15 protein-coding genes are annotated in these 17,658 nt (G+C 60.8%); 3 read left to right on the top strand and 12 right to left on the bottom strand.

Features of this window, described 5'->3' with window-relative positions; all coding sequences use genetic code 11:
* Positions 1 to 9: 9 nt before the first annotated feature.
* Complete coding sequence (locus BM225_RS19630) at positions 10 to 1,227, top strand: MFS transporter (protein WP_072706434.1); 1,218 nt, start codon at positions 10 to 12, stop codon at positions 1,225 to 1,227.
* A 17-nt stretch (positions 1,228 to 1,244) separates the two neighbouring features.
* On the opposite strand, the gene BM225_RS19625 is transcribed toward BM225_RS19630, so the two are convergent.
* The 3 genes from BM225_RS19625 to cysS all read right to left on the bottom strand — a co-directional run bounded on the left by BM225_RS19625 (position 1,245) and on the right by cysS (position 5,071).
* Positions 1,245 to 1,985 (bottom strand): squalene/phytoene synthase family protein, encoded by a 741-nt coding sequence (locus BM225_RS19625; protein ID WP_072706433.1) that lies wholly within the window; start codon positions 1,983 to 1,985, stop codon positions 1,245 to 1,247.
* Positions 1,985 to 3,604, bottom strand: coding sequence for a citramalate synthase (cimA, locus tag BM225_RS19620; protein WP_072706432.1), 1,620 nt, complete (start codon positions 3,602 to 3,604; stop codon positions 1,985 to 1,987). Before cimA ends, BM225_RS19625 begins: the two co-directional genes overlap by 1 nt.
* Before the next feature lie 90 nt (positions 3,605 to 3,694).
* Positions 3,695 to 5,071: a cysteine--tRNA ligase gene (gene cysS, locus BM225_RS19615; protein WP_072706431.1), complete on the bottom strand. Its 1,377-nt coding sequence runs from the start codon at positions 5,069 to 5,071 to the stop codon at positions 3,695 to 3,697.
* A 197-nt stretch (positions 5,072 to 5,268) separates the two neighbouring features.
* Here cysS and BM225_RS19610 point away from each other — a divergent pair, with 197 nt between their 5' ends.
* The gene (locus tag BM225_RS19610; RefSeq protein WP_177218666.1) at positions 5,269 to 5,760 is read left to right on the top strand and encodes an acyl-CoA thioesterase; all 492 of its coding nucleotides are present in this window, start codon (positions 5,269 to 5,271) and stop codon (positions 5,758 to 5,760) included.
* A gap of 131 nt (positions 5,761 to 5,891) precedes the next feature.
* Here the strand turns inward: BM225_RS19610 and pgi are convergent, their stop codons facing one another.
* From pgi to BM225_RS19590, 4 genes are all read right to left on the bottom strand, one after another.
* Positions 5,892 to 7,490, bottom strand: coding sequence for a glucose-6-phosphate isomerase (pgi, locus tag BM225_RS19605; RefSeq protein ID WP_072706429.1), 1,599 nt, complete (start codon positions 7,488 to 7,490; stop codon positions 5,892 to 5,894).
* A 6-nt stretch (positions 7,491 to 7,496) separates the two neighbouring features.
* Entirely contained in the window at positions 7,497 to 8,168 is a 672-nt protein-coding gene (gene pgl / locus BM225_RS19600) for a 6-phosphogluconolactonase (protein ID WP_072706428.1), read from the bottom strand.
* A complete protein-coding gene (gene zwf, locus BM225_RS19595; RefSeq protein ID WP_072706427.1) occupies positions 8,165 to 9,619 on the bottom strand; it encodes a glucose-6-phosphate dehydrogenase in 1,455 nt (484 codons plus the stop codon). Before zwf ends, pgl begins: the two co-directional genes overlap by 4 nt.
* Positions 9,620 to 9,755: 136 nt before the next feature.
* Positions 9,756 to 10,628: an NAD(P)-dependent oxidoreductase gene (locus BM225_RS19590; RefSeq protein WP_072706426.1), complete on the bottom strand. Its 873-nt coding sequence runs from the start codon at positions 10,626 to 10,628 to the stop codon at positions 9,756 to 9,758.
* Positions 10,629 to 10,712: 84 nt separating this feature from the next.
* Between BM225_RS19590 and BM225_RS19585 the strand changes: the two genes are divergently transcribed.
* Positions 10,713 to 13,178: a penicillin acylase family protein gene (locus tag BM225_RS19585; RefSeq protein WP_072706425.1), complete on the top strand. Its 2,466-nt coding sequence runs from the start codon at positions 10,713 to 10,715 to the stop codon at positions 13,176 to 13,178.
* 35 nt (positions 13,179 to 13,213) lie between these two features.
* Here BM225_RS19585 and BM225_RS19580 read toward each other — a convergent pair whose 3' ends face one another.
* The 5 genes from BM225_RS19580 to BM225_RS19560 are packed head-to-tail and all read right to left on the bottom strand — an operon-like array spanning position 13,214 to position 17,559.
* A complete protein-coding gene (locus BM225_RS19580; protein ID WP_083595674.1) occupies positions 13,214 to 14,254 on the bottom strand; it encodes an aldose epimerase family protein in 1,041 nt (346 codons plus the stop codon).
* On the bottom strand, positions 14,247 to 15,173 hold the full coding sequence (locus BM225_RS19575) for a Gfo/Idh/MocA family protein (protein WP_072706423.1): 927 nt from the start codon (positions 15,171 to 15,173) through the stop codon (positions 14,247 to 14,249). Before BM225_RS19575 ends, BM225_RS19580 begins: the two co-directional genes overlap by 8 nt.
* Before the next feature lie 22 nt (positions 15,174 to 15,195).
* Positions 15,196 to 16,053 carry an SMP-30/gluconolactonase/LRE family protein gene (locus tag BM225_RS19570; protein WP_072706422.1) on the bottom strand — a complete coding sequence of 286 codons (858 nt, stop codon included), beginning with the start codon at positions 16,051 to 16,053 and terminating at the stop codon, positions 15,196 to 15,198.
* Between the two features lies 1 nt (position 16,054).
* On the bottom strand, positions 16,055 to 16,672 hold the full coding sequence (locus BM225_RS19565) for a 2-dehydro-3-deoxy-6-phosphogalactonate aldolase (RefSeq protein WP_072706421.1): 618 nt from the start codon (positions 16,670 to 16,672) through the stop codon (positions 16,055 to 16,057).
* Positions 16,669 to 17,559, bottom strand: a complete 891-nt coding sequence (locus BM225_RS19560) for a 2-dehydro-3-deoxygalactonokinase (RefSeq protein ID WP_072706459.1) — start codon at positions 17,557 to 17,559, stop codon at positions 16,669 to 16,671. Before BM225_RS19560 ends, BM225_RS19565 begins: the two co-directional genes overlap by 4 nt.
* Positions 17,560 to 17,658: the final 99 nt, after the last annotated feature.

Here is a 17,658-nt window from a genome sequence, read left to right as displayed (position 1 = left end):
CTAGCGCCTATGACGACCGCATATGATCACAAACGCGCCAAGCGCAATGTCGCTGTCCTGTCCGCCGCTCAGGCGATCCTTGGCAGCCAGATGAGTATGATATTCGTGATCGGCGGTCTCGCCGGTCAGCAACTGGCGCCGAACCCCTGTCTGGCGACGCTGCCAATCTCGATGATTGTTTTTGGCTCCATGACCACTGCCCCATGGCTGTCAAACGTAATGCAGCGCTATGGGCGAAAAGCAGGGTTCATTTTAGGAGCGGCTGGCGGTCTGCTAGGCAGTTTCACGGCTGTGACGGCGCTGATGTATGCGAACTTCTGGTTGTTTCTGCTCGGCAGCTATTTGACCGGTATCTATATGTGTGCGCAAGGTTTTTACCGTTTTGCTGCCGCCGATACGGCGTCCGAAGAGTTCCGTCCCAAGGCAATTTCCTATGTGCTGGCTGGTGGCCTTGCCTCGGCCATCATCGGCCCGCAACTGGTGAAATGGACCGTTGACTATTCAGTGATCCCGTTCATCGGGACCTATATGGCCGTAATCGCCATCAACGTGTTGGGGATGCTGCTGTTTTTGGCGCTCGACATCCCACGCCCACCCGTTCCGGCCGAGGATGCCCCCGCCGCACGCTCGCGCCGTGAGATCCTGCGCGAGCCCCGCGTGGTGGTGGCAATCATCTGCGGCATGGTCAGCTATGCACTCATGAACCTTGTCATGACATCAACCCCATTGGCCGTCGTCGGCTGCGGCTACGACAAAGCAGACGCCGCCGATATTGTCAGTGGCCATGTTCTGGCGATGTTCATCCCGTCCTTCTTTACAGGCCATTTGATCGCAAGATTTGGCGTTGAAAAGGTCGTGTCCTTGGGCCTTTTGATCCTCGCTGTCGCGGGTGTCGTCGCCCTACAGGGTGTCGAGATTGAGAACTTCTTTATTGCCTTGATCCTCTTGGGGATCGGCTGGAACTTTGGCTTCATCGGCGCGACCACTATGCTGGCAAGCGCCCACCGCCCCGAAGAGCGCGGCGTTGTGCAGGGCATGAACGATATGCTGGTGTTCGGTGGTGTGACCTTGGCCTCGCTGGCCTCTGGCGGTTTGATGAATTGCTCCGGCGGGACGGCTGTCGAAGGCTGGACCGCCGTCAACATGGCCATGGCGCCGTTCCTAATGCTGGCCGGCGGTGCGCTGATCTGGCTGGTGCTGAAGCCAAAAGAAAACCCCGCCAACTAAGGCGGGGTTCGACAAGCTCATCCAAAAGCGGATTGTTTCATCAATAACAACCGCTTGCGGATGGGACTTAATCCCAGAGCGCCATCCCCAACCCTTAGCGGATTGTCCAGCGCCTGTTGCAAGATGTCCCTCGTCTGGAATCCAATGAGCGTTGCCGGACGCGCTGCTTTGTCGATCTTCCCCTCTGCCAAAGCAGTTAACGCCTTGCGCGCCAGCCCTTGCAGACCCTCTGGCCGCCCATCAAGCAAGGGGATACGATTGCGCGATGCCAGTTCGGGGACGGCCACCAGCCAATTGGCAATCCCTGCCGCATAACCACGCTTGCGCACGGCGGCCTCTTCGGTCGAGCCCAGAGCCCGCGCCGCCACCCACATCAAGGTCGCCGAGGTCTCTTCAATATAGCTGTCGAAGTGCTCTTCATCCTCGAACGGGTCGGTGTAGATGTCCCAACGCCGCATCTCGCAACATCCGTCCAGCAGGCGCGCGCCTTCGGCATCCAGCACCTCTCCGAGCGCATCGACAACCTCGTGCCGCCGCCCGCGCCCTTCGGCCACCTCGGCCAAAGCATCGCGCCACCACTGCACCCGCATTTCAGCGATCATCGTCTCCTTGGTGACCCAAGGGGCGCGGCTGATCTCGACATTGAACGCATAGAGCGGAAAAAGCACCCGCCGCGCCGAGACAGGCGCGGCCATGATCGCCAGAAAGCGGTCAGGGTCTGCGTCATGCACGATCTTGGCACAGGCGTTGATGCTCATCAGGCTTTGGCCCCATCGCGGATCAACTTCCACACGATCGCATCCAGCAGCGCCTCGAAACTCGCATCCACGATGTTCGCGCTGACCCCAACAGTGGACCAACGGCGCCCCTTGCCATCTTCACTGTCAATGATGACACGGGTCACAGCTTCAGTACCGCCCTGCGTGATCCGGACCTTAAAATCGACCAGCTTCATATCTTCGATCAGGTCGCTATAGCGGCCCAAATCCTTGGCCAAAGCTTTCGCCAGCGCGTTCACGGGGCCGCGGTCTGTGCCGCATGCGTCCATGCTTTCGCTGACTGACAGTTTCTTTTCACCGTCCACCTTCACGACCACGACTGCTTCGGACAAGCTGACCATCTGGTTATGCTTGTTCTTGCGGCGCTCGATAGTGACGCGATAGCGCTTCACTTCAAAGAATTCGGGACACTGCCCCATGGCGCGCCGCGCGAGCAGTTCAAAGCTCGCCTGCGCACCGTCATAGGAATAGCCCTGCGACTCCCGCGCCTTCACATCCTCTAGGATCTGTCCCAGCACCGGATCACCGGCCTCGATCTTCAGCCCCGCTTCAGTCAAGCGCTTGCGCAGGTTCGACTGGCCCGCCTGATTGGACATGGGAATAATGCGCGCATTGCCGACCTTGGACGGCTCAATATGCTCGTAGGTTGTCGGGTCCTTTAGGATCGCGCTGGCGTGCAATCCGGCTTTGTGAGCAAAAGCGCTGGCCCCCACATAAGGCGCCTGACGGAACGGAACGCGGTTCAGGATGTCGTCGAGCATCCTGCTCACCGACAACATGCCTTCAAGCGCCTCATCACTCACACCAGTTTCAAATTGGCTGGCAAAAGGCTCTTTCAGCTTCAACGTCGGGATCAGCGTGGTCAGGTTGGCATTGCCGCAACGCTCGCCCAAGCCGTTCAAGGTCCCCTGAATCTGACGAGCGCCTGCCAAGACAGCGGCCAAAGATCCAGCAACCGCTTGTTCGGTGTCGTTATGGCAGTGGATGCCCAAATGGTCGCCTGGAATACCAGCAGCAATGACCGCTCGAACAACATCCGCAATTACATTCGGCTGCGCGCCGCCATTCGTATCACACAGCACCACCCAGCGCGCGCCCGCATCATAAGCTGCCTTCACAGCCTCCAACGCGTACTCAGAGTTCGCCCGATACCCGTCAAAGAAATGTTCCGCATCAAACAGCGCCTCGCGCCCCTGCGCCACGATATGCGCCACAGACTCGCGGATATTCTCGAGGTTCTCTTCCAGCGTGATGCCGAGCGCGCAGGTCACGTGGAAATCATGTGTCTTGCCCACCAGACAAACCGCAGGCGTGCCCGCGTTCAAAACAGCCGCCAAAACTTCGTCATTCGCGGCAGAGCGCCCTGCCCGCTTGGTCATCCCGAACGCTGTAAACACAGCCTTGGTCTCGGGCGCCTCCTCGAAAAAGGCGGAGTCCGTCGGGTTTGCGCCCGGCCAACCGCCCTCAATGTAATCCACCCCCAAGCGGTCCAAAGCGTCTGCGATCTGGTGCTTCTCGGGCGTCGAAAACTGCACGCCCTGCGTCTGCTGCCCATCGCGCAGAGTGGTGTCATACAGGTACAGCTTTTCTTTCATCACACCACCTGTCCTTCATCTTGGTCCAAATACCCTCGGGGCGCGCGGGGGGCAGACAGCCCCCCGTCCGTCAGTTGCCACAGACGCATTGCGTTACAGGCCTTCCAACTTGGCCGCATCGAACCCGTCCTTGGGCGAGAGTTCAACACCAGCTTTCGACATGCGCACTTCGACCCCGGCGTCCAGGAGCGCGGTCTTCAACCGATCCACTTCGCTGAAATCCTTGGTCTCCATCGCTGTTGCACGCACCGCCGCCAGCTTCTCTGCCAGCGGCGCAAGCAGGTCCGCTCCGGTCTCGCTTTCCTCTGCCCAAGCGCCCATCTCGGGCGTCAGCAGCCCCAAGAACCGAGCCGACGCCAATAGACCTGCCGCATCACCAGCCCCTGCCAGTTTGTGCAATTCGGCCACCGCGCCCGCGCTGTTCAGGTCGCTCGCAACGGCATCGACAACCGCAGGAGAAACGTCGCCAGCAACAGCGCCATCGGTCATCTTGCGCCATTTCTTCAGAGTGTCGCGGGCGGCCTGCGCTTTGGCTTCGGTCCAGTCCATCGGTTTGCGGTAATGGGTCTGCAAGAAGACCAAACGGATCACTTCGCCCGGCCAGCCCTGTTGGAACAGGTCCTGAACGGTAAAGAAGTTGCCCAAGGATTTAGACATCTTCTTGCCTTCGACCTGAAGCATCTCGTTGTGCAGCCAGACCTTGGCAAAGCCCCCATCGGGGTTCGCGCAGCAGCTTTGGGCGATCTCGTTCTCGTGGTGCGGGAACATCAGATCGTTGCCGCCCCCGTGGATGTCGAACGTCGCGCCAAGCAGTGCGTCACTCATGGCCGAGCATTCGATATGCCAGCCCGGACGACCGCGACCCCAAGGGCTGTCCCACCCGGGCAGATCATCGCTGGACGGTTTCCACAGCACAAAATCCATCGGGTTGCGCTTGTAGGGAGCCACTTCTACGCGGGCGCCGGCGATCATGTCATCGACCGAACGGCCCGACAGTTTGCCATAGCTCTCTTTCCAGCTGTCCACTGCAAACAGAACGTGCCCTTCGGCGGCATAAGCGTGGCCGCGGGAAATCAGCCCTTCGATCATAGCGATCATCTCGCCAATATACTCGGTTGCGCGAGGGGCCTGCGTCGGCTCCAGCGCACCCAAGGCACCCATGTCATCAAGGAACCACTGAATGGTTTCGTCGGTGATCTCGCGGATATCGCGACCGGTTTCAGCGGCGCGGGCGTTGATCTTGTCATCGACGTCGGTGAAGTTCCGCACATAGGTGACGTGATCGGCGCCATAAACATGGCGCAGCAGGCGGAACAGCAGGTCAAAGACCACCACGGGCCGCGCATTCCCTAAATGGGCGCGGTCGTAGACGGTCGGTCCACAGACATACATCCGCACGTTCTGAAGGTCGATCGGCTGGAAAATCTCCCGCTGCCGCGACATCGTGTTGTGGAGTGTAATCTGGGTCATGCCTGGTCCTCGCCCCAAGGTGTCGTGAATGGGTCGCGGCGGGAATAGCATTACGGGTTTTCGGAAGAAAGCGCGAAACGGCCCGCCGGACAGTGTCTCAGCAGATCGAACAAATAATAGTAATGATTGCGCTCTGTTTCATGGGGCCGAGTTACCATGCGTCACATCCCATGCCAAGCATATTGCGAGGGGCGGCATTGGGTTTTACCACTGCGCGTATGACATTGATTTATCACACTCCTCTCACGCGCGAGGATTTGCGCGCGCAAAATGTGCCGGACTCTTGGCCCTTCGGCATCGCGGATCGCGTACATTACGGCGATCTGGACACCAATAGCCACGTGAACAACGCGGTCTATCTGAAGTGGTTCGAGAATATTCGCGTCCAGTATTTTCAGGCGTGGGACATTTTGAAGTTTCAGGCCGGCGAGCCGCGCGTGGTACTGAAATCACTGGCGGTCGAGTACCACAAAGAAATGTTCATGAACGAAGACTATGTGGTGGCCGCACGAACCGCGTCGTTCCGAAATACAAGTTTCAGGCAGGAATACGCGGTGTATTCGGGCGATCTGCGGGTGACAGGGCAAGCGGTCATCGTCATGCTCCAGCCCGATGCGCCAGAGAAAATGGCCTTGCCCGACGCATTGAAGCAACGGTTCATCCAGGTTGACGGCGCGACCGCGGGCTGAGGCGGAATGGGGGCTGTCTGCCCCCTCTTGGCGCTGGGGCGCCAATTCACCCCCGAGGGTATTTTCGCCAGGAAGTGAGCAAAAAGGCGCGCCGGTAGAGTGCGCGCCTTTGGAGTTTTTATCGGTTCGGCTTAGGCGTTCTGGACGTAGTTCACGAGGCCGAGGGTCGAGCCGTCTTTGCCTGCACCGTCCTGATCGCCCGAGAGAATGGGTTCCAGCGCGAGCGCCAGCTCTTTGCCCAGTTCCACGCCCCACTGGTCGTAGGAGTTGATGCCGAGGATCGTGCCTTCGACGAACACGCGGTGCTCGTAGAGCGCGATGATCTGACCAAGGACATAGGGCGTCATTTTGGGGTAGATCAGCGTCGTTGACGGGCGGTTGCCCGAGAAGACGCGGTGACGTGCTTGGCGTTCCAGCTCTTCGCCGGTCAGACCCTTGGCGGCCATCCGTTCGCGGCATTCGTCCAGCGAGCGGCCGCGCAGCAGCGCTTCGGATTGAGCGAAGCAGTTGGCGACCAGTAGTTTATGGTGGTGTGCCAGGTCCTCTTCGTGGCCATTGGCGGCGACCATGAATTCCACGGGGACCACTTGGGTGCCCTGATGGATCAGCTGGTAGAAAGCATGTTGGCCGTTGGTGCCCGGCTCGCCCCAGACGATAGGACCGGCTTGATTGGTCAGGTCAGAACCGTCCATGGACACCGATTTGCCGTTCGACTCCATCTCCAGCTGTTGGAAATACGCGGGCAGACGGCCCAGACGGTTGTCATACGGCAGAACGGCGCGGGTGCCGTGGCCGCTGATCTGGTGGTGCCAGATGCCGACCAGTGCCAGCAGGACAGGCAGGTTTTCCGAGAAATCGGCGGTCAGGAAGTGGGTGTCCATCGCGTCGCCGCCCTGAAGGAAGGCGCGGAAGTCGTCGGCGCCGATCGCGATCATCACGGACAGGCCAATCGGGCCCCACATGGAGTAGCGGCCGCCAACCCAGTCTTCGAAGCCGAAGACGCGCTCTGCCGCGATACCCCATTCAGCGGCTTTGTCATCCGCCGAGCTGAGGGCCGCAAACTGTGCGCCAGTGTCCGAGACCCGCTCCGCCATCCACTTGCGGGCGGTCTCGGCGTTGGTCATCGTTTCGATGGTGGTGAAGGTTTTGGAAGCGACGATCACCAGCGTGGTGGTCGGGTCGCATTTCTTGAGCACATCGTGGATGTCCGCGCCGTCCACGTTCGACACGTAGTGGCAGGCAGGTCCATCGGCGTAGGGTGACAGCGCGCGGTAGGCCATCGCCGGGCCAAGATCGGAACCACCGATGCCGATGTTGATCACGTCTGTGATCTTGCCGCCCTGTGCGCTGTAGCTGCCGTCGCGGACTGCGGTGGCAAAGGCTTCCATGCGGCTTAGGGTGTCCAGCACTGCAGGCATGACGTCTTGACCGTCGACCTCGACCTTGCGACCGTTCAGGTTGCGCAGAGCGGTGTGCAGGACAGAGCGGCCCTCGGTTTCGTTGATCTTTTCGCCTGCGAACATGGCGTCGCGGCGGGCGGCAACGCCTGCGGTTTCCGCCAGCGCGATCAGGGATGCGCGGGTTTCCGCGTCGATGTTGGTCTTCGAGTAGTCAAACAGCATGTCCCCGAGCGCCGCCGAGAAATCGCCGAAACGATCGCCTTTGGCAAACAGATCCAAGATGTTGCGGCCCTCGGTGCGGGCGTAATGCGCCTTGAGGTCAGTCCACATATAAAATTACTCCGTCCAATGAATTTGCGCCCGATCAAGGACAGATGCGACGGGCGCGTCCATCGGCTCGAGCGAACGGGCTTTTTCTAGTGCCTCGCGCTTTTCCGCGCCAGTGATCACGATGTGAAGGTTTGTTGAATCCTTCAGGACGCGGGCCGACAGTGTGATGCGCGGCTCTGGCGCGCCGGGCGCACGCATGGGCAGCAGGATCGGGGCGTCGGGCGACAGCGCCTCTTCCAAACGATCCGCGCCGGGGAAGAGCGACGCGGTATGCATGTCAGCGCCCATGCCCAAGAGGCACACCGACAGAGGCAGCGACGGTTCGATCCCAGCCGCCAGCGCCTCCATCGACTCCTCGGGTGTCTCGGTCGGTGCATAAAGAGGGACGTATTTCGCCGCCGCAGCCTTGTTGATCAGCAAGCGCTGGCGCAACAGGCGGGTATTAGAACGTTCGTGATCCTCGGGGACCCAGCGTTCGTCGTTCAGCAGAACGTCAACGCGGTCCCAATCCAGAGCGACCTCGTTTAGCGCGTCAAAGATCGGGCCGGGCGTGGTGCCACCAGGCACACAAAGCGAGGCACGATCACCGGTGCGCAGGGACTCGCCCAATTCACCGGCGATGATGTTCGCGAGATCAATCATCATCATCTCGCGGTCAGGATATTCGTTAAAGTTCATTCCTTGATCTCTCTCCAGCGGCGGCCGTCGCGGTGCATCAGCATCAACGCATCATCCGGTCCGGCGCTGCCAGTGTCGTAGGGTTTGGGAACGTCGTTGCGGTTGGTCCACCCGTTGATGATCGGGTCGGTCCAAGCCCACGCGGCCTCGACTTCGTCGCCGCGCATAAACAAGGTCTGGTTGCCGCGGATCACGTCCATGATCAGGCGTTCGTATGCGTCGGGCACCTCCTCTGCGTCCGGCCCCAAAGCCTCGGCAAAGGTCATGTCCAGAGGCACGTCCACCAAACGCATACCGCCCGGCCCCGGTTCCTTGATCGTCACGCCAAGGGTCATGCCCTCGTTCGGTTGCAGCCGGATCGACAGGACATTGCGGTGCACGCCTGCTTCGGCGCCAAAGATCGAGTGCGGCGCATCCTTGAAGACCACAGCAATTTCACTGGTGCGCGCCTTCAGGCGTTTGCCTGTGCGCATGTAGAACGGGGTCCCGGCCCAACGCCAGTTCGAGATTTCGCAGCGCATGGCGACAAAGCTCTCGGTGAACGAGCGGGGATTTTCGACGTCTTCGCGGTAGCTCGCGGATTTTTCCGAGGCACTGTATTGGCCGCGCACAATATGGTGCGGTTCGACCGGATCCAGCGCGCGGATGACTTTGAGCTTCTCGTCGCGAACGGCGTCGGGATCGAACTTCGCGGGCGGCTCCATCGCGATCAGGCACAAGAGCTGCATCAGGTGGTTCTGCACCATGTCCCGCATCGCGCCCGAAGTGTCGTAGTAGCTGCCACGCCCACCAACGCCCACCGTTTCGGCGACGGTGATCTGGATGTGGTCGACATACTGGCTGTTCCACAGGGGTTCGAACAGCATGTTGCCAAAGCGCACAGCCATCAGGTTCTGGACGGTTTCTTTACCCAAGTAGTGGTCGATACGGTAGATCTGACCTTCGTGGAAGTGCTCTGCCAGCGATTTATTCAGCGCCCGAGCGGTTTCCAAATCCTTACCGAACGGTTTTTCCACAACGATGCGGGCGTCGTCATCGGCCAAGTCAAACGTCTTCAGACGCTCCGCGATGGTGCCGAACAGGCTGGGTGCAACCGAGAAATAGAAGGCGCGGATCATGTCGGGGCGTAGCAGATCCCCCAACTCTTTCCAGCCGCCGTCGCCCATCGCATCGACAGCCACGTAGAACACGCGTTCCAAGAATTTCTCAAGGTTTTCGGTATCTTTGGCCGACTTGGGATCAAACTCTTCCACAGCCTCTTTGACCATGGTGCGGAACTCGTCGCAGGTCATGTCAGAACGGGCCGCGCCGATGATCCGGCCTTCGTCGGGCATCTGGCCGCTGGCATAGCGGCGGAAGAGGCCGGGCAGGATTTTGCGGCGGGCCAGATCGCCGGTACCGCCAAAAATGACGAGATCGAAAGAATCGACCGGAATAACGCGTGAAACCATGTTTCCCTCCTCGGGTCTGACGAGCCTTGGGCTTGTTAGCGCTAACTTTGCCGCCCGTTTAAACGACATGGGGGCGGAAGTCTACCGCTACGTAGATCATCGCCCCCATAAGGTAACACTAAAATGTTGTTTTCTTTCAACCCAGCTTGCGCAAACGGGCCATCAAAGACGACGTATCCCAACGCCCGCCGCCCATGGCTTGGACATCTTTGTAATACTGGTCAATCAATGCGGTGCCCGGCAGGCTGGCCCCCAGCTCTTCGCCGGTGCGCAGGCAGATATCGAGGTCCTTGCGCATCCAGTCCACTGCAAAGCCAAAATCATATTCGTCTTTGGCCATGGTCTGGTGGCGGTTCGCCATTTGCCAGCTGCCCGCAGCGCCTTGGCTGATCACCTCGACCACCGCTTCGATGTCCAGACCTGCTTTGCCCGCGAAGTTCAGCCCTTCGGCCAGACCTTGGACAAGGCCCGCGATGCAGATCTGGTTGACCATCTTGGTCATCTGGCCCGCACCACTGTCGCCCAAGCGGCGGCAGATTTTCGAATAGGCGTCGATGACCGGCTCGGCCTTGGCATAGGCGTCTTCGTCGCCGCCACACATCACGGACAGGACGCCATTTTCAGCGCCCGCCTGCCCGCCGCTGATCGGGGCGTCGACAAAACTCAGGCCCTTCTCTTTGGCGATTGCATAGAGTTCGGATGTGACGGCTGCGGAAACGGTGGTGTGGTCCACGAGGATCGCGCCCGCGTCCATGCCAGCGAACGCGCCGTTTTCGCCTGCACAGACCTGACGCAGATCGTCGTCGTTGCCCACGCAAGTCATCACAAATTCGGCACCTTTGGCCGCTTCGGCAGGTGTCGCTGCAAACGAACCACCGAATTCCTCGGCCCATTTTTCTGCTTTGGCGGTGGTACGGTTATAGACAGTTACGCTATGACCGGCCTTGGCAAGGTGGCCAGCCATTGGATACCCCATGACCCCGAGACCCAGAAACGCGACTTTTGCCATGATGAATACCCCCTTGCGTCTTTTCCATTGGCGTCACACACCTTCCTAAGCCGGATAGCGCGCCGGTCAACCAAAGAGGTATCGATGAAGAGAGTATTTAAGTGGCTTTTGCGCTTGACCGTCGCGTCCGTGGTGGCGGCGACACTGGCTGTTCTGGCGATCTACTATCTGGCCGCACGGTCCCTGCCCGACTATAGCCGCGACATACAACTCTCTGGTGCCAAAGGCGAAATCGAAATCGTTCGCGATACGGCGGCCGTCCCGCACATTTTTGCGGACGACGATTTCGACGTGTTTTTCGGCCTTGGTTATGCACAAGCGCAAGACCGCCTCTGGCAGATTGTCATGATGCGCCGCACAGCCCAAGGACGCTTGTCTGAACTCTTTGGCGAACGCACGTTGCCTATCGACAGGCTGATGCGGCAGCTCGATCTGTATAACCTTGCCGCCCGCTCGGTCGAGGTTCAGACCGCCGAAGCACGGATCGCACTGGACGGCTATGCGGCAGGCGTGAATGCCCGCCTGCGCGAAATCAACGAAAAGGCTTTGGGACGCGGCGCGCCCGAGATGTTCCTGTTCCCCGCACAGATCGCCCCGTGGACGCCCGCTGACTCTCTGGCCGTTCTAAAACTCATGTCCGTGCAACTGTCCGGTCATCTAGAGGCCGAGGTCCTGCGCGCCCAAGCCTCGATGATGCTGACGCCCGAACGGGTCAAGGACATCCTGCCCGATGTCCCCGGCGAGGGGATCGCCGCGCTGCCCGAGTATGCCGCGCTTTTTGATGCGCCCCTGCCCGCACTGGCCCGCGCCAATCAGGTCAAAGACCCGCTTTCGCCCTTTCCCGAGATGGACTTTGCCGGGGCGTCGAACGCGTTTGTTGCCAGTGATGCGCGGTCCGCAGCGGGTGGCGCGCTCTTGGCGAACGACCCGCATTTGGGATTCAGCGCCCCAACCATCTGGTATCTCGCACGGCTGGAACTGCAATCGGGAGGCGTCATCGGCGGCACCATTCCCGGTATTCCGTTGGTCCTGTCAGGCCGGAGCGAGAAGCTGGGCTGGGGGCTGACCTCCTCTTACCTCGACGATCAGGACCTGTTTATCGAGGAAGTAAACCCCGACAATCCGGACGAATACCGTGTGACTGACGGTTACGCGCCGTTCACCAAACGCCCGTCGATCATCAATATCAAAGGTCAAAGCCCCCAGACGTTCATGCTGCGTTGGACACGCAATGGCCCGGTGATGCCGCCAGAGCATTACAATCTGGGCTCGATCACGCCGCGCGGTCATGTGGCTGCCCTGTCATGGACCATGCTGACTCCGAACGACACCTCGTTCAGCGCAGCCTTTGACATCATGCAAGCACAGTCCGTGCCCGCCGCGATCACCGCAGCCGAGGACTTTATCGCGCCCTCTCAGAACCTTTCGCTGGCCGATGCCCAAGGGAACATCGGCCTCAAGCTGATTGGTGCGATGCCCCGACGCCTGTCTAACCACCAGAGCAAAGGCCGCATGCCAAGCCCCGGCTGGTTGAACCGCAACCGTTGGCGCGGGCGTTTGGACTACCACACGTCGAACCCCGAATTCCTGAACCCCGAAGGCGGCATTCTGGGCAATACCAATAACAAGATCGTGGATCGCCCCTTTCCTGAACATGTGTCTTTTGAATGGGGCGACACAGAGCGTGTGCAACGCTTCCGCCGTTTGATGCAGGCGCGCAAGGTCCACACACGAGAAAGCTTTATCGAGGCGCAGCTCGACACCGTTTCGATCACCGCGCGGACCCTTTTGCCGCTGATCGGGGCTGATCTGTGGTTCACAGGCGAAGCCGCCGCAGAAGGCACGCCGGAACGCACGCGCCAACTGGCATTGGAGATGCTGGCCGGCTGGAACGGCGAAATGAACGAACACATGCCGGAACCGCTGATCTACGCCGCGTGGCTGCGCGAACTCCAAGACCGCTTGATCCGTGATGAGTTGGGCCCACTGGCGGGCAAGTTCACTCATGTGGAGCCCTTGTTCATCGAGCGCGTGTACCGCGACATCGACGGGGCCGCCGAGTGGTGCAACGTCCGCCAATCCGCCAAAGAGGAAACCTGCGCCGAGATGGCGCGTCTGGCGCTGGACGACGCGCTCATCTGGATTTCTGAAACCTACGGCACCAAGCTGCAAAGCTTGCGTTGGGGTGACGCCCACCAAGCGACCCATGATCATCAGGTCCTTGGCGAGTTGCCGGTGCTGCGGTACTTTGTCAACATCCGGCAGTCCACCAGCGGCGGAGATGATACGCTCTTGCGGGGCTTGACCAAAGGGTCGGGTCCGGACCCCTTCCTGAACGTGCACGGCGCGGGATATCGTGGGGTCTATGACTTCGCGGATCCAGAAAGCTCTGTCTTTGTGACGTCGACTGGCCAGTCTGGCCACTTCTTGTCACGACACTATGATGATCTTGGGGTGCGCTGGCGTTTGGGGGAATACGTGCCGATGGCGCTGGACCCAGAGCTGGCCCGCGCCGCCAATCTGGGGATCACGACGATCACACCGCAATGACGCGATCAGGCCCGCCACGTGCGGGCCTTTTGCTGTCAGATCGTGTCGAAATCCAGAGTGATCACAGAGCGATACGTGTCGCTGGGTCGCAAAATAACATCGCACGGACATTGATCTGCAGCTATGTTCACCGCATTCGGCCAAGCCTGCGGCTCCAGACAGATCGCGTCATAGGGCTGATAGAGCACCCCCGATTTCCCTGCGATACTGCCGTCAAACGCGTTGCTGGTGTAGACCTGCAAGCCCTGCTGATTGGTGGTCAAGCGCATGCGCCGCCCCGACACAGGGTCCGCCAAAGTGGCGCGGCCTACGTCAAGGCACAGGCAATGATCATATCCCTCCAACGCGCCCGCACGGATCGCAGAGGCGCACCGCCGCCCCTCGCGGAAATCAAAGGGGGTCGCTCCAACCGGCGCAGGCCCCAGAGGGATTTGGTGCTCATCGGTCGGCAAATAGCGGCTTGCTGGCACTTCGAGATCGTATTCAAGCGCCGACGACGGACGGTCCCGTAGACTCCCGTGCCCGGCGAGCGCGAAATAGCTGTGATGGGTCATCGCCAAGGGCGTCGGCGCAGTGGTTTCGCCCTCATAGGTGATCCCAAGGCGCACGCCGCCTTCTCGTTCCTGCATCTCGTAGCGGGTCCGGACCGCCACAGCACCCGGGAACCCCTGATCCCCGTCGGGGCTGGTCAGTTCCAGCGTGACGCTGGCCGACGTCAGATCGATGATCCGCCAGTTGCGCCTGTCAAACCCCTCTGGCCCGCCGTGCAGGGTGTTTGGGCCGTTGTTCTGCGGCAGCTGGTAGCTCTGCCCGTCGAGCGTGAACTGACCCTTTGCAATCCGGTTCGCCACACGCCCCACGGTCGCGCCAAAGTTCTTGCGATGCGCGACATAACCCGACAAGTCGTCATGCCCCAGAACGACATCATCCAGATGCCCTGCCCGATCCGGCAGCACTAAGCTCTGGAGCGCGGCACCAAAGGTGATCACCCGCGCCTCGGCCACGCCGGCGTGCAAGGTGACAACCTCGACCGGCGTTCCGTCCGGCAACTGGCCAAAGGGCGTAGGCTTAGTCATGGAACGGATCGGTGTCGCGCTTGTCCGCCAACAAGAACGCGTCCGCCACCAGTTGCATGGGTGCCAGATCAACCTCGCTTTGGCCCGCAGCGATCAATTCGCCGAACCGTTTGTAGAGTCGCCGGTATTCTTCGTCTTGGGCCGCGATCAGGCAGGTGTCCCCTTGGTGCAGAGTCGCGCCGCCATCCCGCAAGGTGATCGTGCCAGTTTCGGTCTCAACCTCGATATCCCACGTTTGCGGGCCGGTCTGACGCCAATCGAACACAGCGTGGACAGGCGCGCCCTTGGCCGAGCGCATCTCTAGTTCCGCCCCGATCGGCGCTTGTTTATTTGAGGGCACCTCAAGCATCGCCGCGTGCACATGCACCGGATCAGGCATGATCCGCGTGAGGATCGACAGCGCGTTGATGCCGGGGTCAAACACCCCAAGGCCACCCGGTTGCCAAATCCATTCTTGGCCCGGATGCCAATGGCGGACGTCTTCGCGCCATGAAATCTTGACCGACGTGATTACAGCGTCCGACAGCATCTCGCGGGCTTTTTCGACGGCCGCAGCCTCGCGCGAGTGCCATGTGGCGAACAGGGTCACGCCCTTTGCCTCAGCCAAGCGCGCCAGCGCCTGCACTTCTGACACGGTCGCACCCGGCGGTTTTTCCAGCATCAGGTGGCGGCCCGCCTCTATCGTCGCGACCGCTTGTTCAAACCGGCCTTGGGGTGGCGTACACAGGGAAACAGCCGCAATATCAGACCCTTCGAGCATCGCGTGAATGTCCTGAAAACACAGAACTCCGTCCAGAGATGCGTTCCGGCTGGCGATGGCGGTCAATTCCAGCGCAGGCGTGTCCGCCAGCGACGGCAAGTGTTGGTTGCGGGCGATGGTCCCAAGGCCCACGAGCCCCAGAGAAATCGGTTTGGTCATAGCTGGCTCCGCATGAGGGTCGTCAGGTCAAAGGAAAGGCAGGCTCGGGCCGCCCCGCAGGCGCGCCCTCGATCACGAAGGTCGCGCCGGACAAAGGGGCATCCGTCAGGTCGTCCGCGCTAAGCCCTTCGGTCGCAGACGTGCAGAACATCCGCGTGAAATCCGCGCCGCCCATGGCAGGGCATGTCACATGGGGCGCAGGCATCGGAAAACGTCCTTGGAGCTCGCCTTCAGGGGTCAACACATGGACGGCACTGTCGCCCCAGCAAGCCACCGCGATCCGGCTATCCGCCAGAACGACCGCCCCGTCGAGATTCAGGCCAAGGTCGCGCACATCGGCCAAGACGTGGGGCGCGCCAGTCGGCCAGCCCTCGCCATCCACCGCAACGCGCCAAAGCAGTCCGGTTGGTGTGTCCGTAAAGTAGGCGCATCCGCGCTCTGCATCAAAACAGATCGCATTCGGGATGGAGATATCAGGAAACAGCTGGCGCAGTTCGCCTTGGGCAAAGCGGTAGATCGCGCCTGCACCCGTTTCGGCGGATTTCCCCATGGTCCCAATCCAGAACCCGCCCCAAGGGTCGCAGCGCCCATCATTGGACCGCGTCACCGCATTCTCAGCCTCAAGCGGCGCGAGCAATGCTCGGCTGCCTGTCTCAAGCTCAAAGGTCCAGAGGCCCGTTTCAGACGCAATAAGCAGCCGTTTCTGATCAATCCAAGCTGCAGCAGAGTGCATTTCTGGCAGTTCCCACTGACGCAGATCATCCGCGCCACGCGCATAAAGACGGCGGCCGGTAATATCGAACCAGAACAGCTCTTGGCGCTCGGGGTGCCAAAGTGGCCCTTCGCCAAGCTCGCATAAGGTTGTGTCGAAAGTGGTCATGTTACTCCTCCGCCCCGCGAGCGGCATCGTATGCAGCCACGATCTGCGCGGCACGCGCAGCGATCTCTGGGACCGCCAAGCCTGGCGTATAAAGGGCTGTGCCGATCCCAAATCCGTCCGCACCCGCTGTCAGCCAAGCGCCAAAATTATCGGGTCCAGCGCCACCGACGGCATAGACCAACGTCCCCTGTGGCAGCACCGCGCGCATCGCCTTTAGCCCGCTGGGGCCAGCCAACGCACCGGGGAATAATTTCAAGCCCGTCGCGCCGCTGCGCAGCGCCGTGAAAGCTTCGGTCGGTGTGTAAAAGCCCGGCCAGCTTTGCATACCCATCGCGCGCGTGGCGCGGATGACCTCGGGGTTGCAATCCGGTGACACAACGAGCGTGCCACCCGCTTCGGACACACGGGCCACATCGGCGGTGGTCAAGACCGTGCCCGCGCCGACGGTCGCGCGGTCTCCGACCGCCTCGCTCATCGCGGCAATGGAGCCGAACGGATCCGGCGAGTTCAGTGGCACCTCGAGCGTCGTGATGCCTGCTGTCACCAAAGCTTCTGCCGCTGAGGCAGCGTCCGAAGGCGTGATGCCCCGCAAAATCGCAATAATGTTCCGAGCGCTCATGCTTGCTCCGTCAAATAGAGTTTTGTTAGTCCGGCCCGCACCAAGTCGCCCCCGTCGCGGGCCGCTGCATCCACCCCGATCTGAAGGAGCGCCGCAAGATAAAGGTCGCACAAGGCCCCGCTTCCGATCACCATAGTAGGACGCTTGGGGTCCAGATCCGCCAACTCTGCGCCGATCAACATGCCAGACAGCTTGCTGCGCGCGGCGACCGGATCGCTTTGCCCCACAAGCCCTTCGGCGCGGATCGAAAACAACCGTTTCAGCGCGTTCCCCGCGCGGCCAATCTGCACACCATCGGCAAAGGCCACGGGATCATGATCCCCCTCGGCAACAGAATGCTTTAGGATCGAATGGGCGCAAATCAGATTGAAATGCTCGCCCGTCATGTGGGTCGCAAAGCGCTGCACGTGCCCGTCTACCAATTCCACATGCTTCGAATGCGTGCCGGGCAACAACAGGACACCTTCGAAATCAGGCTGCTGGCTTAGAAACCCCGCAATTTGAACCTCTTCGCCACGCATCACGTCTGCTGGCGCTGCTTGCGACAACCCCGCGATGATCCTGACATCCAGCCTTGGGTCCTGCGTTTCCACCTTTACGGTGTCCCCGGCGGCCACAGGCGCACAGGGGACAGCGCGATACGGCGCTTCTTGCCAGCCTTGGCGCGCGCCCACCATGCCGCACGCAAGCACGGTGGTCAGCCCATCGCCAAGCCACTCCGAGACGAGGCTGATCAAAGCAGGCTCGAACCTGTCTTGGGTCATTCGCCCCATCCCGTCGTCAGAGGATGCTTCGGCAAGGACTTGATCCCCATCCATTGCCCAAGCCCGCAGCCGACTGGTTCCCCAGTCGACCGCAATCCATTCGGCAATGACTGCGTCCGCCATCGTGCTTACCCCAAATCGTCCGGCAGGATCGACGCGGGGATGTTCTGGTAGCACACGGGGCGCAAGAAGCGGCGGATGGACAGGGTGCCCACGCTGGTC

It is taken from the genome of Donghicola eburneus, assembly GCF_900115865.1.
In the GTDB taxonomy this organism is placed as follows: Bacteria; Pseudomonadota; Alphaproteobacteria; order Rhodobacterales; family Rhodobacteraceae; genus Donghicola; species Donghicola eburneus.
This window is presented reverse-complemented; position numbering and strand designations above follow the sequence as displayed.

Excerpts from the sequence above, each read along its gene's own strand:
- BM225_RS19630 (WP_072706434.1), top strand. The coding sequence starts at position 10 with ATGACGACCGCATATGATCACAAACGCGCCAAGCGCAATGTCGCTGTC.
- BM225_RS19625 (WP_072706433.1), bottom strand. The coding sequence starts at position 1,985 with ATGAGCATCAACGCCTGTGCCAAGATCGTGCATGACGCAGACCCTGAC.
- cysS (WP_072706431.1), bottom strand. The coding sequence starts at position 5,071 with ATGACCCAGATTACACTCCACAACACGATGTCGCGGCAGCGGGAGATT.
- pgi (WP_072706429.1), bottom strand. The coding sequence starts at position 7,490 with ATGTGGACTGACCTCAAGGCGCATTACGCCCGCACCGAGGGCCGCAAC.
- pgl (WP_072706428.1), bottom strand. The coding sequence starts at position 8,168 with ATGAACTTTAACGAATATCCTGACCGCGAGATGATGATGATTGATCTC.
- zwf (WP_072706427.1), bottom strand. The coding sequence starts at position 9,619 with ATGGTTTCACGCGTTATTCCGGTCGATTCTTTCGATCTCGTCATTTTT.
- BM225_RS19590 (WP_072706426.1), bottom strand. The coding sequence starts at position 10,628 with ATGGCAAAAGTCGCGTTTCTGGGTCTCGGGGTCATGGGGTATCCAATG.
- BM225_RS19585 (WP_072706425.1), top strand. The coding sequence starts at position 10,713 with ATGAAGAGAGTATTTAAGTGGCTTTTGCGCTTGACCGTCGCGTCCGTG.
- BM225_RS19580 (WP_083595674.1), bottom strand. The coding sequence starts at position 14,254 with ATGACTAAGCCTACGCCCTTTGGCCAGTTGCCGGACGGAACGCCGGTC.
- BM225_RS19575 (WP_072706423.1), bottom strand. The coding sequence starts at position 15,173 with ATGACCAAACCGATTTCTCTGGGGCTCGTGGGCCTTGGGACCATCGCC.
- BM225_RS19570 (WP_072706422.1), bottom strand. The coding sequence starts at position 16,053 with ATGACCACTTTCGACACAACCTTATGCGAGCTTGGCGAAGGGCCACTT.
- BM225_RS19565 (WP_072706421.1), bottom strand. The coding sequence starts at position 16,672 with ATGAGCGCTCGGAACATTATTGCGATTTTGCGGGGCATCACGCCTTCG.
- BM225_RS19560 (WP_072706459.1), bottom strand. The coding sequence starts at position 17,559 with ATGGCGGACGCAGTCATTGCCGAATGGATTGCGGTCGACTGGGGAACC.